This is a genomic window from Bradyrhizobium sp. CCBAU 45389, from assembly GCF_028128625.1.
Lineage (GTDB): Bacteria > Pseudomonadota > Alphaproteobacteria > Rhizobiales > Xanthobacteraceae > Bradyrhizobium > Bradyrhizobium liaoningense_B.
The window spans coordinates 787,985-800,130 of record NZ_LBIY01000099.1 but is presented as its reverse complement, the minus strand read 5'-3'; the positions used below and the strand labels follow the sequence as shown (position 1 = coordinate 800,130).

Below are 12,146 nucleotides of genomic sequence, written 5' to 3'. Positions count from 1 at the left end.
AGCTCCCGGCTCATGGCTGGATGGGTGCGGTTCTTGATCTTGAGCCATTCGCGCGTGCGGCCGGCGATATAGCGGCGATCGCGGCGCTTGGAGACGATGCCCTCCGAGGCGGAGGTCGCAGGCCGCGCGAAACAGGTCGGGCCCGATCGAGCCGCTCTCGAACGGGGCGATGAACATGCCGTCGGGTCGGCCGCGCAGCAGCCGGGCGAGGTTGGTCTTGCGCATCTCCAGCGGCAGCTGGCGCAGATCCTCGCCGCCGAGCGCGAGGACGTCGAAGGCGTAGAGCTGCACCTCGTCGTCGTGCCGGCGCGAGTGCAGTGTGTCGAAGTCGGAGACGCCGTCGACGCCGAGCACCACGGCCTCGCCGTCGATGACGAATTGCTGCGCGCGGTTGCGCAGCGCCGCCTGCACGATCCATGGGAAGCGGTCGGTCGCAGTTGTGCCCGTTCCTGGTGATCAGACGTACATTGCGGCCGCTCCGCTCGACGCGCAGCCGATAGCCGTCATGTCTCGTGGAACCAGTCGGGACCATCGGGGACGGCCTTGGCCGCGGTGGGCAGGCAGAACTCGAACGCAGGTGACATGAGAACGAGATAGTCACGCGGCCGCGAATATGCGAATCTTGCGGTCGATTTGAGCGTCGGGATTTCGACAGTGAGGCACCGATGACAATTGCATTGCCATACCTTGGAATTGCGGTCTGCTGCTCGCTCGCGATCTGGTTAGTGAGCCTGGTGCTTTAGGACCGAAGTGGAAGCGCCAGCTGCACGCCGATCGAGCGGCCAAGTTGGCTCTCGATGAAATCCTTCAAGGCGTCTGAGATCTCGTGATCTTCGGCGGCGATCCTGCGCTCGAGCTTGCGCGCGATGTCCTCGGATGCGTCGCGCGACCAGCCCTCGACCGGATTGAACGCGACCGCGCGAAGCACCCGGTCATATTGCCCGGCCAGCAGGTCGCCAATCAGCGTGCAGTGGTCGATGCCCTCGTCCGTCTCGCGGAAGGCCGCACCGTCTTGGAAGTCCTCAAGGACGATGTAAAAATCCTTGTCGAGGCGATCGTTCGGAATGATGGACTGCGAGGCCATACGCAGAACTCCACTGACCGGGGTCCAAGATAGGCAACGTTCGGCGGGAATGCGAGTCGCTTCATCTAAGCGACTGTCGAAGAGGCAGCGACACGGATGGCAGACTAAGACACTGCACATCCGAGGTACGCCGGTTGCCCAATCGTTGGTTAGACGGGCTCATGCGAGTTATTGCGCCCGGGCTAGCGAGACAGCCTTGGCTAGCCCGGCAACTTCGGCCCCGGCTCGTTCCCTCCTACCCGAGTTGGGGCCGACTTTTTTTGGCGCCTGGCAGGGCGGCCTTGGTTCATCTTGCGGCGCAGCTTCTGGATGACCGCGCGCAGCTCGGCGCGTACTTCTCAATGACCCGGCCGGCTCGGCTTTGCTTCTCTGGCTTCGGTCTGTTTCTCCAGCTCGGTCGTGCTCCAGTTTCACCGGGAGGAGGGGGCTGAACCGTTGAGATACATCAACGGGACGGCGGTAACCGTGGCACCTTACTGTCTCCTGAGGCGTTCGATCTGGACGGTGAACTGAACCCGCATCACTGGCCCAAAATCGTCGCGGATCTCAATAGAGGCTTCTCCAGGTTTGGTCGGGCGCTGGAAACTTTCCCGGGCGGCATCGGCCATTGCTCGGGACGCCTCCCGCTCCACGCCCTCCATGTCTGCAATCTCCGAACCTTCCTCGTCAACCACGAGACCGTCTTTGTCCCTCAGATCGAAATAATACCGCGCCATGAGCAGTGAGCCCTGCTTTACACACCGCGACGCGCAGTAGCTTGCGCGTTCCAGCCCTTCACCTCTGTTGTCCTACTCCGCTCTCACGAACGAGACGAGCAACCTGGCGAGGGCCGTCCCACACCTCAACAGCAGCGTGGGCTTCTAAGAATTTCTCGGATCGGGCTTGGGCGTCTGTGTCCGTGGGGCAATCGATTTCATAAACTGCACGGACAACGCCTCCTGCATCGACCGCGTACGCAACATATCGCATCGCAAGTCCCCTGATTGACGAGAACTGCTATCAAGATTCATTCGCCGCTTGATTGTTCCTGCGACGGCGTCTCATCGTGACGGAGGCTGGGGGCCTTTTGGATCTTGGCGTCACCTTGGCAATTCGACGCCGGGCGCTTTCAGCCACTCGCTCATATGCAGGCCCTCTTCGAATTGGCGGGCTTTGCGCAGCAACTCTTGCCGTCTGACACCTGGGGGAGCCGTCTTTGCACTTGCCCGCAGGCGCTCGGCTTCTGCGGCAAGTCGCTCTTCTAGAGATTGCGTTTGTTTGAAGCGACGCCGGCGCTTAGCCATGATCCGCTCCCCGGTCTGAGTTAGGCGGGAGCGCTGCACCGCGTTCTCGTCACCACCGATGTTTGCCACTGTGGCGTGCGGTGATGATTGGGAAACTACTTCGGTCGGCGGTCTTATTCCCCCTCAATTGTTAACTCCTGCACATAGGAGACCTCCGACTTTTGGCGTACTTCGCCTCGTTCTCTCGGAAACGGCTCTTACGTCTTTCGTCCTAGGAAGGTATCCGGCCTTGGATGGGGGACTGGTCGGCCATGGCGGCGCTCCCTGGCTATGCAGGCGGGAGCGCTCTCGGTCTCTCAGCCACCGACGCCTATGGACAAAGCCTTGGCCGGTGGTGGGGGTAAACTAGAGCCAGTCCCTTTGGTTCAAATAAAAGGAGCGTTCAGGCCCGATTCCCGGCGCTCTTCCCCCGTGACCGTTCCAGCGCGATGGCGGTTTCCAGCTCTTTCGCGAGAACCCTGTAATGAGTGACCACTCTGTCAAAGGCTGCGCGCTTAATTTCCGACTTCGCTGCATCCCTTAGCCGTTCGCACTTTACGATCTGCTCTCGCAACGTCGCGAGATGGTCGATCATGTCTTTCATGATGCCCCCTTGAAGAGCATCGTACCACGGGCGAATAAAATCGGGACATCGATTCACATTCGTTATAGCTGGAACCAGAGGTATCGGGAAAATTCGGCAATGCCGGGGCTGGCGAAGGCATTTCATTTCGGAATTATTGAGCCCGGCAGCGTGAGGGGCCGCTGTCCAAAAGCAGCGGTCCTTTACTTTGGGTCATTTACGGAACTGGCTGACATTTGCTGAGTTGCCTGCTCGCATCTGTTCCCAATACCAAATGCCCCAGCAAAGGCCCGAGCCGGGCGCCCCCTACACCGGCTTGGGCCTTCTTTTTGCGCTGCAGAGGCAGACTGGGATGCTGCAAAGCGGGGGGCGATCGTTGCCCCAATCGCTAGTTGATGCAGGTTGGGTCTGGGCTGGCGTGATGCCCTAACGCTGGCCCGGTTACCTTGGCCTCAACTCGCCCGACCTGATTTCCGGGAGAATCTGGCACAAACTTGCATAGCCAGCCCCACTCAACCTACATTAGGATAGGGACATGGGCAGTGAACAACTTGTGTTTGTGCTTGCCATTGGCGCTGGTGTTTCACCGTGGCCGCCACGGCGGCGCTACTCTTTGGCCTTTGATCTATCTCAATTGGCGCACGCGAGCCGCCCGCATCCTCCCATCGTATGGGAGGAGGCGACAGTGACAATGCGGCCTTGGATGTTGCACGCGCTGGCGTGGGGTGCGGCCGCCGTGGGCTTGGCAGCCGTCATTTCCATGAGCATGTAGTTGGGGCGCTGCATTCAATTTCGCACGTGCTCGGCCTCGACGGCGCGCAGCAGGGCGGCAAGACTGGGATATTCCACGCCATTGCGCGCGTAGCGGTTGACACGCTCGACATAGCGGGCCGATCCGTCGGACTTGCCGCGCCAGCTGAACTGTAGCTCGGCGCTGTTGTGCTGGCGCAGAACGTGGCCACCATTACCGAAATACTTGCTCATGGCGTGGGGCTTCATGGCCGCTCCTCCAGCTTCGCCAGCTCCGACTCGTCCATTCCCGGATAAGCGTCCCGGACGGGGACCTTCCTATTGTAGGCGAGAAGAGATTCGGCGGGGGTGAACAGCTTCACACTTCTTGGTTTTCAGGCAGCTTGGAATAGGCTGACAGCTGCACAGGTCGGGAGCCTTCCATGGGAACAGAGCTCACTGTCCAGCATGCCAGGCTGCCCCGGCGTCGGGAGCGCGAGCTCCGGGCTGCGCAATACGTCCGGATGTCGACGGACCGGCAGCAATATTCGATCGCAAACCAGATGGCGCTCATCGCGGCCTATGCAGCCGAGCATCGGCTCACGATCGTTCGCACATATATCGACGAGGGCATCAGCGGACTGAGGATCAACAACCGACTGGGGCTCATCGGTTTGATCAACGACGTTCAATCGGGTGCCGCCGATTTCGGGAATGTCCTGGTGCGGGACGTCAGTCGCTGGGGTCGATTTCAGGACACCGACGAGAGCGCTTATTACGAGTTCATCTGCAAGTTGGCCGGTGTGAAGGTGTTCTATTGCGCCGAGGTCTTCGAGAACGACGGAAGCCCGATGTCCGGCCTCTGGAAGAACATGAAGCGCCTGATGGCAGCGGAGGACAGCCGGAATCAGTCGGCGAAGGTTTTTGCGGGGCAGAGTCGAATTGCAGGGCTTGGCTATTGGGTGGGCGGTCGGCCCGGCTTCGCACTGCGCAGAGAGCTGATCGACGCAACTGGCAAGTCAAGGGGATTTCTCGAACATGGCCAGCAAAAGGCCTTGCAGACTGACCACCCGATGAGATCGCGGTCGTGCGATGGATATTCGAAAGTTTCGTCGGCGGGAAGGAGGAGACCGCTATCGCCCGCGAGCTGAACGCGAAAGGCGTTGCCAATCATCGACGCGTTCCGTGGAATCTTCAGATGATCGGTCGCATCCTTCGCAACGAGAATTACACTGGCAACACGGTCTACTGCCGGACATCGAACTACTTGCGAGGGCGCCGTGTCATCAACGCCAAGGCCAAGTGGATACGAGGGGTCGACGCACTTGAGCAGATTGTGCCGCGGAACGTCTTTGACGCCGCTCAACGAATTATTGAGCGACGACTGCGGCAACGGCTTTCCTCAGATGAATTGCTCAAGAAACTGCGCGTTCTTCAGCACCGGCTAGGCGCTCTGTCTCACAATGCGATCAATCGGGTCAATGGAGCCCCCAGCGCCGACCTGTACGAGCGGAGGTTCGGTAGCCTTCGTAACGCCTATGCCCTGATCGGCTACGTTCCGGATGGCGACTACAGCTACCTGGACACGCGCGGCGAGCGTGCCAATCTGATCAAGCAGCTAGCTGCCGAGATCGCCGGCCGCGTGCCGGGCGTGGGTCCTGATCTCATAGCGGAGCGAGCCGGTGGCTGCATGGCTGTGAAAGATGGGTCTTTCGTATCGCTACGCATGGTCCGATCCTGGAAACATTCTCAAAGGCATTGCCTGGCGTGGACACTGCGGCGTGGCTCGAAGGCCCGTCCTGGTCTCGTGGTCGTGGTCAGGTTGGATGAGCAGAACCGCCAGCCGGTGGACTTTATCTTAACGTCGATGACCGGCCTTCCGGAGCGTCCGCTGATCATGACCGAGGCCGTCGTGAAAAAGCGGTATCGGCGCAGGTTCAAGACCGCAGCGGAACTGATTCATGGGCTAAAGCGGAAGCTGGCCCGCGAACCGCGGGTTTCCTCCCATTGAGGTCGAGGCGTCCACCGAACAGCCGCCAAGGCCTTTGACGAAGAACTGAGGCTTCCTAGGTTGGCAGGCTATCAGGTCGCAGAGGATATCGCGCTGTTTCGCGTGATGCCGAACATGACAGTCATCGATCCCTGCGATGCCATGAGATCGAGCAGCTGGTGCCCGCCATCGCAGGGCGCGCACAGGTCGAGACAGCCTCTATTAGCCCCCGGGACACCGTTCGACGGCCAGATCGCTTTAGCTTTCTGCTCAGGTGAGTCCTTTGATGCGGCGCTTTCGTTGGCGCGGCATCGGACTGTGCAAATGCCCCGCCGAGGCGGGGCACAGTTCGTACGGTCGTCACCGGAAAACGCCTGTACTGCGTTTGACGAAGCATCGCCTTCCAGGGATTCGGTCGCTGCGTCCGGCTCGCTGACACGCTTGTCCCTGGTACACGTTTGTGGTACACGGTCCGAATATCGGGCGTCCGTAACAGGCTGATTTTTCTGCGGATTTTGGCATCTTTCGTTGGGTGGCAGAGAGTCCCACTCTCTCCGCCATCAGGCTCAAGAGTATCGGCTTTTCATCGCTGTGCATCCGTCAGCAAGTGCCCGCTGCCCTTCGCAACCAAGTTCGCCCGAGTTACACAGAGGGCTACGATCGATCGGTTGCGACATGTGACACATATTAGGCGACACATGACGCGAGGATTACTATGACTGCTGCAGCCGAGAAACCGGCTCCAAAGGGGCTAGGCAATGATCTGCAGAAGGTAGCCGATTTGCTCGGTGGGCCTCGCATCCTGTCGCGCCGCATCACAAGCACCCTCGAAGCCCACGAACTGCTGCTGGCTGGACTGCCGGGCTCCGCTCTGACCCACTTCGTCAGTCACCTCCTCTTCATTCAAACGGACTCGCTGGAAAAAGCCTTCGGAATGAGCCTTCGCACCTTTCAGCGACGCAAAGGCGCTCCGGACAAGCCACTCAACCAGGAGCAAAGCGGGCGGACCTGGAAGTTTGCCGAAATTCTGGCCAAGGCCACGGACGTGTTCGGTTCGCAGGAAGAAGCAGAGCAGTGGCTCGAGCGTCCGGCCATTGGTCTTGACCAGCGTCGCCCGATCGACCTGCTTACCACTCCGGCGGGCATCGAGCTCGTTGAACAGTACCTCACACGCCTCGCATACGGCGTCTATGCATGACGCCTTCTGTAGCTAGCCATTGGGAGGCGGCAAGCTCATCGCTTGGCGCCTCGATCAGGCGCGCTTTGCGTCGACCTCGGATAGTGGCGAAGGTGCATTCCAGGTCGACGGCCGGTGGAACAACAAAGGCGTTCGCGCCGTGTATTGAGCGCTTGATCCAGCGACCGACGATACTCGAAGTGGCGGTTCACAAAGGCTTCAAAGCGCTCGACACTCTGCCGCACGTACTGACCGCGCTACATATCGCCGACGCGTCAGACGTTCATAGTTCGCCCTGTCCACGTTCCGAACGCCAATTGGCTGCGACCGGGAATCCCGGGCGCGGGCCAGCAGGCGTCCGGTGATGTCTTGGCCAAGCACAAATTCGTCGTGATCTCAAGTGTGGTGTCCAATCACAGCTGGAATCTGATCTTCGATCCGACCAGGGCGAAGGCGGCGTTCGCGCTCGATGCGCGCCTTCATCCTTCGACATCACCGCTCTAATTCGACCGCGTAGTACCGACCGGCCGCGTGTAAAATATCGAAGAGGGGCAGCTGAAGATCTTTTCGTTCCATCTTGGATGCCGGCTTGCCGAGACGAGTTCCGGAGAGAGGGAGACTCGAACCCGCGCGCTTGACTCAGATCCAACCAAAATCGGCAAGGAGGAGCCGGCTAGCCTAGGCAAGATTCTTCGCATAAGGAGGCATCTCCGAAGAAGTGCCGGCCTTACTCGATAACATGTGTCATTTCTCGTTCGATCTGACTCTTTCTGCTTTAATCGGAGTCTGCCGCCGCCACTCGGCGCTAAGCAACAACTCGAGGCAGTTTGTCCTTTACGCCTGTCGCAGATGGCTGAAAAGGCTCTCGGAGCGCTTACTAACGGCCAAACCGACAGAGTGCTGCCCGATGCTGACGAGTTGATCGATCCGTGTCGGGAAAGGAATCATAACGACTTCACGCTACTTAAAGGTTGGCATAGGCTTTCCGATCTGCCTCGCTGCCCCATTCGCTAAAGGTGGCGAAGCAATGATCAACCAGAATAAGCTCGGCCTTTGTCATGACGACCTTATCACCAGTGATCATATAAGCGATCTCGTCACCCGCCTTCAGATGCAGAGCGGATCGGACTGCCTGGGGGATCGTGGTTTGAGATTTGGTTGCAAGTTTACTCGTAATCATGCACGCCTCTGTCGTTTCGCGTTCGACCTGAGTCATTCGCATCCAATTGGAGTCTGTCAGGCCGATCCAGCGATTGAACTTTGGGCGCCCAAGGCTATGACGCTCAAAGAGATTCTCGATGTGATCCAAACTGAGTAGTGAAAGTCTCCTATGGTCCCGGTGTCGTTTCTCGTTGAATCTGAGTCTTTCTGCTTCAATCGGAGTCTGCCAGCTCGGCGCAGGTGGAATGAGCACCGCTTAGATTACCGACCCACCAGCTCCGGATCGTCTCATCGGCCTTGTGAATACCAGAAATTCCGAAGGAGAAGATTGACACGTTTCGCGACCGCACGCCAGCATGAACCGATCATCGTCACAAGGATTCGAGTGGTGCCGCCACGGCAATCGCTTTCACAATGTTTGAACGACTTTTCAGACCGGCATTCAGCAGGCATCTCGAAAGGCTGCCGAACAATCGATCGGCTCAGCACAAGACGCGATTTCCAACATAAGCCGGTCGCCAATACCTCGAACCGGATTTCTGCGAACATGGAGTCCTTCGTCTTTCGCCAGCTCTGCAGTTCTCGCGAACTGCTCTGCTGAGGCCACAAGGTTGCTGGCCGCTCCCTTATTGCGCTGGAAATCGAAAAAGAGGCGCCAACCGCCGTCGCGCCACCGGAAAATTGTCAGATGGCCGGCGTCAATGTCGGAGTGGGCAAGTTCATAGCGGTGCAATTGCGCGATCTGATGAGCGTAGACAGGATCTCCAGCCTTGACCGGTGTTGAGGCTTCGAATTCGAAAGCGCCTTTAAACTTCATCATTGAAGCGGACTTCTGGATCTCTGTTTGAGCGGAAGAGGACTTGGGCGCATTGTACGCGTCCGGGCAAGACCCTGGTCCCGCAAGCTCGCCGTTGACTCGGTGGTTTGGCAGCCAGATCGAGCGAGAAACGACGGCATTGAGTTGTTGCTGCGGCATTTGTATCTTATAAAATACGGCGTGGCGTAGGTTAGAGAATCCGGCCAATTGTCGTTAGTGATTTGGCGCGCTCGCCAGCGGCGTTGGAGAAGAGCAATGGCCAAAACTAGACCATTTGACGCATCCGAGTATCTGGACAGTCCTGAGGCGATCGCCGCTTACCTAAGCGAAGCCTTTGAAACCAATGATCCAGGCTTCGTCACCGACGCTATCGGCATTGTTGCCCGCGCGCGCGGTATGTCCGCTCTTGCTAAGGATACAGGTCTTTCACGCGAAAACCTTTATAAGGCCCTTAGTCCAGAGGGACATCCCGAGTTCAGCACCGTTATGAAAGTACTTGGTTCTCTTGGTGTTGAACTGCACGCCCAACCGAAAGGCGTATTCGGGTCCCTGCCATATAAGGGGCCAGCAAAGTCGATCGCGGATATGGAGGCGGGGATCGCCGCGGAGGCGAAACGGCGGCATGCTCGCAATCGATACTAGTCTCATCATGCGCTATCTGGTGGGCGACGATCCCACCTGCCATTGGCGCGGCGGTCAATCCGTCGATAATCCCCCTGGTGCTTTTGTGCGCGTCCAACGATCGCCCCGGCTACGCCGTTTTTTGGCAAGGCTGATCGCGCTTAAGCGGCGTGAGCGACGCTTTGGGGCTGCCAATTCCAATGCAGTAGTTCGTCAATGCGCTTGGCAGGGTGATCCGGTAGGCGCGCCAAGTTTGGAGGCATAGCCAGGGCGATACTCTCGCAGCGGACGCGCCCATCCATGGAATTTGAGCTGACCAATCCAGTCCAGAAATGTCTGCAAATAGGCAATGAGCATGACGTAAGAAATGCCGCAAATGACCCAGAGAACCTTGCTGTGAGTGGTCTGCGCGGCCACCTGGAACGTGGCAGCCTATGCAAGCCAACCGAAGACTTTGAAGACGCCATCGGCCAGGCCGCGCATCGAGTAGATGAAGGCGTGATCGTCGGGCAGCTCGAAATGACGAAACTTCCAGGCCATCTAGAAGTCGTCCATGCGCGAGTACGGCCATTGACCTGAGGCAGGCCGTCCATCTTCCCACAGCTTGTACAATGTGCCCTCTCACATCACGAACACGCTTCTGAACGTGTCTTTCGCCTTTGCTGTGCCGGTCTGAAGGATGGGAAATCCTTCATCCAGGAACGCGCTATAGCAACCGAGATTGACGTAGATCATCAAGCCGACGCCAGGCGGATAATCCTTGCCGATCTTCTTCGTCACCACCTGATCGAGTGCGGCCGGGATTGCTTCAAATCTCTCCCGCCACTTCTCGACGGGGTCAGGACTGAGCTCAGCAAGCGCGGGTTCGTCGCCGCGCCGGCGGCCATCCTGATCGGCCTCCGTTGCCTCGAATTGCTGGATCTGGCCGTCGATGTGAATCTCGAAGTCCGGTCGATCGGCGGGCACCAAGCGAACCAGGTCCGATGACAGCGCGGTTGCAGCACGGGCGGCGATCCATGCATCCCGCAAAAAGGCGAGTCCGGCCTGGCCGAAAAAGACGTGTCGTGGCAGCGGACGAACAATCTGATCGACGCGAAGCCGGAATGCATCGGCAACCATCCAGTTGGAGAGCTCAGATCTCCAGCCGTCGAGCGTTGTGCGGGGAATGCGGAGCGGTGCGGACATCGGATGATTGAGACGAGATGCGCGGACTGGAAGTCGGCCCAAGCCGTACCGCCTTGGGCCTGCTGCCGTGCAGCGCGTTTGAGATCCAGCAACGACCGCTAGGTCGGCGCGGGGCCGTCAAACTTCCATAAGGTTCGCTGCTCGCCGATCTCCTCGAGTTCGGCGCGTGGGTGGAATGCCGGCCGAGACGATATCGGTTCGTTGCATCATTGCGGGATCACGAAGTCGGTTTGATGTGGGCGCCAGCCTATCCGATTCGCGGGGGTCCGTGGCGGCGACGGCGCCTGGCATTGCTGCGGGCCCGAAGCTGTTCCGCCAGGCGGCCGGCGCCTGCCGGTTCTTGTGAACAGGACACGTCTTAACGTATTTAACACTTTAAAGCGTGTTTTGTTCGCGCTCGCGGGATGCATCATCCTGCCGGATGAGGCGGCGAGAACGAGATCCGGAACGCACCAGGCGGTTGCTTGCGCGCAACCTCCGCCGGCTTCGTCTGGAGCGATCGTGGTCGCAGTACGATCTCGCCGACGAGACGCGTTTGCGCCAGGCGCTGATCAGCGCCCTCGAGCTTGCGACCGCAAATCCGACGTTAGACTCGCTGGACAAGATCGCGTTCGCGCTCGGTGTGGAGGTCGCGGAGCTGCTGTTGCCGGCTGCAAAAGTCCCGGCAGACCGGCCGAAGAGCGTCGATGCGCCCTCGCAGAAGCGGGGGGTCAGCAAGACTCGCCCCCGTCAGGCGGGCGGCCGCTGATCACATCCGCATGCGCTTCAGCATCTCGCCTCCTCGAATTGTCCGAATGTGTTTGCGGCGTCGCCGCACCCCTAGCGAGAACAACCGGCTGCGACGTCACAGGCTGTGCGCCACAGCTTGTAGCGCTTCGCGCGTGAGGTGCTTTTCCCGGATCAAGCCCGCGCCCTTGACCAGCTGCGCATAGTCTCCGACGGACGTGATCGGCCGCTTCCATTGTTGCGCGGCGAAGCAGATCGAGGATGCGTCGGGCCCCCATCGCAGGATCGCCGCATGTGATGGGGCCGCGATGTTCGCGACCGAGACGAGCGAGAGGTCCAGATGGCCGAGCTGCGCCGCGCCCGAACCAGGTTCGGCGGAGGCCTCGGAGGCCAGTTTCGTCAGCAGTCCCGCCAAATGGTCCTCGAGGGTGATGTGCTGCCCCTCACCAAGCGCAGTTCGGATCGGAAGCAGCGCGCCAAAGCCGCGAAGCGTCGTCAGCGAATCCTTGACGAAATCGGAACCGGCGGCCGCGATCAGCAACCGAGCGGCGTCGTGCGGGCTCATGTGAGCGGCGCCGCGCCCGTAACCCTTGAAGCTGATGAGCTCGGCCTTCTGCAGATTCCGCAAGTGCTGGACCACGGTCCTGGGCGGCAGACCGAGCGCGCCGGCGACCACGTCGGCGAGTTTCAGCGAGGTCACCACGGCGCGTTCCTGGGTTGATGACGAATCCTTGAAACTGTAATCGAATCCTTAGTGACGTAAAACGTGAAAGAAATCGGGTCTGCCCTCGGCGGGCCTCAGTCAGGGATT

At 59.5% G+C, this 12,146-nt stretch carries 16 protein-coding genes and 2 pseudogenes; 8 read left to right on the top strand and 10 right to left on the bottom strand.

The window, feature by feature from the left end; translation table 11 throughout:
* From XH79_RS43060 to XH79_RS43035, 6 genes are all read right to left on the bottom strand, one after another.
* Positions 1 to 411 (bottom strand): ATP-dependent DNA ligase (locus XH79_RS43060; protein ID WP_442870031.1); only part of this gene is annotated, 411 nt, incomplete at its 3' end.
* A 328-nt stretch (positions 412 to 739) separates the two neighbouring features.
* Complete coding sequence (locus XH79_RS43055; RefSeq protein ID WP_271585658.1) at positions 740 to 1,084, bottom strand: hypothetical protein; 345 nt, start codon at positions 1,082 to 1,084, stop codon at positions 740 to 742.
* A gap of 473 nt (positions 1,085 to 1,557) precedes the next feature.
* On the bottom strand, positions 1,558 to 1,800 hold the full coding sequence (locus tag XH79_RS43050; protein ID WP_271585657.1) for a DUF6894 family protein: 243 nt from the start codon (positions 1,798 to 1,800) through the stop codon (positions 1,558 to 1,560).
* Positions 1,801 to 2,163: 363 nt separating this feature from the next.
* Entirely contained in the window at positions 2,164 to 2,367 is a 204-nt protein-coding gene (locus XH79_RS43045) for a hypothetical protein (protein WP_271585656.1), read from the bottom strand.
* Between the two features lie 382 nt (positions 2,368 to 2,749).
* Complete coding sequence (locus tag XH79_RS43040; RefSeq protein ID WP_271585655.1) at positions 2,750 to 2,950, bottom strand: hypothetical protein; 201 nt, start codon at positions 2,948 to 2,950, stop codon at positions 2,750 to 2,752.
* Positions 2,951 to 3,715: 765 nt separating this feature from the next.
* Positions 3,716 to 3,928, bottom strand: coding sequence for a hypothetical protein (locus XH79_RS43035; RefSeq protein ID WP_271585654.1), 213 nt, complete (start codon positions 3,926 to 3,928; stop codon positions 3,716 to 3,718).
* Positions 3,929 to 4,101: 173 nt separating this feature from the next.
* On the opposite strand from XH79_RS43035, the gene XH79_RS43030 reads away from it, so the two are divergent.
* The 5 genes and pseudogenes from XH79_RS43030 to XH79_RS43015 all read left to right on the top strand — a co-directional run bounded on the left by XH79_RS43030 (position 4,102) and on the right by XH79_RS43015 (position 7,329).
* Complete coding sequence (locus tag XH79_RS43030) at positions 4,102 to 4,809, top strand: recombinase family protein (protein WP_271585653.1); 708 nt, start codon at positions 4,102 to 4,104, stop codon at positions 4,807 to 4,809.
* The gene (locus XH79_RS43025) at positions 4,746 to 5,669 is read left to right on the top strand and encodes a recombinase family protein (RefSeq protein ID WP_271585652.1); all 924 of its coding nucleotides are present in this window, start codon (positions 4,746 to 4,748) and stop codon (positions 5,667 to 5,669) included. Before XH79_RS43030 ends, XH79_RS43025 begins: the two co-directional genes overlap by 64 nt.
* A 69-nt stretch (positions 5,670 to 5,738) precedes the next feature.
* Positions 5,739 to 5,842 (top strand): annotated as a pseudogene (locus tag XH79_RS43395) (transketolase family protein); the annotation flags it as partial.
* Positions 5,843 to 6,363: 521 nt separating this feature from the next.
* Positions 6,364 to 6,846, top strand: coding sequence for a type II RES/Xre toxin-antitoxin system antitoxin (gene parS / locus XH79_RS43020; RefSeq protein ID WP_271585651.1), 483 nt, complete (start codon positions 6,364 to 6,366; stop codon positions 6,844 to 6,846).
* Between the two features lie 19 nt (positions 6,847 to 6,865).
* Positions 6,866 to 7,329 (top strand): annotated as a pseudogene (locus XH79_RS43015) (RES family NAD+ phosphorylase).
* Between the two features lie 460 nt (positions 7,330 to 7,789).
* Here XH79_RS43015 and XH79_RS43010 read toward each other — a convergent pair.
* Together XH79_RS43010 and XH79_RS43005 are read right to left on the bottom strand one after the other, a co-directional pair.
* Positions 7,790 to 8,041: an AbrB/MazE/SpoVT family DNA-binding domain-containing protein gene (locus tag XH79_RS43010; RefSeq protein ID WP_271585650.1), complete on the bottom strand. Its 252-nt coding sequence runs from the start codon at positions 8,039 to 8,041 to the stop codon at positions 7,790 to 7,792.
* A gap of 387 nt (positions 8,042 to 8,428) precedes the next feature.
* On the bottom strand, positions 8,429 to 8,962 hold the full coding sequence (locus XH79_RS43005; protein ID WP_271585649.1) for a hypothetical protein: 534 nt from the start codon (positions 8,960 to 8,962) through the stop codon (positions 8,429 to 8,431).
* A gap of 96 nt (positions 8,963 to 9,058) precedes the next feature.
* Here XH79_RS43005 and XH79_RS43000 point away from each other — a divergent pair, with 96 nt between their 5' ends.
* Positions 9,059 to 9,445: an addiction module antidote protein gene (locus XH79_RS43000; RefSeq protein ID WP_271585648.1), complete on the top strand. Its 387-nt coding sequence runs from the start codon at positions 9,059 to 9,061 to the stop codon at positions 9,443 to 9,445.
* Between the two features lie 279 nt (positions 9,446 to 9,724).
* Entirely contained in the window at positions 9,725 to 10,003 is a 279-nt protein-coding gene (locus XH79_RS42995; protein ID WP_271585647.1) for a hypothetical protein, read from the top strand.
* A gap of 42 nt (positions 10,004 to 10,045) precedes the next feature.
* On the opposite strand, the gene XH79_RS42990 is transcribed toward XH79_RS42995, so the two are convergent.
* Positions 10,046 to 10,609, bottom strand: coding sequence for a hypothetical protein (locus tag XH79_RS42990; protein ID WP_271585646.1), 564 nt, complete (start codon positions 10,607 to 10,609; stop codon positions 10,046 to 10,048).
* 460 nt (positions 10,610 to 11,069) lie between these two features.
* On the opposite strand from XH79_RS42990, the gene XH79_RS42985 reads away from it, so the two are divergent.
* Positions 11,070 to 11,357 carry a helix-turn-helix domain-containing protein gene (locus XH79_RS42985; RefSeq protein WP_271585645.1) on the top strand — a complete coding sequence of 96 codons (288 nt, stop codon included), beginning with the start codon at positions 11,070 to 11,072 and terminating at the stop codon, positions 11,355 to 11,357.
* 96 nt (positions 11,358 to 11,453) lie between these two features.
* Here the strand turns inward: XH79_RS42985 and XH79_RS42980 are convergent, their stop codons facing one another.
* Positions 11,454 to 12,038: a hypothetical protein gene (locus XH79_RS42980; protein ID WP_271585644.1), complete on the bottom strand. Its 585-nt coding sequence runs from the start codon at positions 12,036 to 12,038 to the stop codon at positions 11,454 to 11,456.
* Positions 12,039 to 12,146 lie beyond the last annotated feature (108 nt).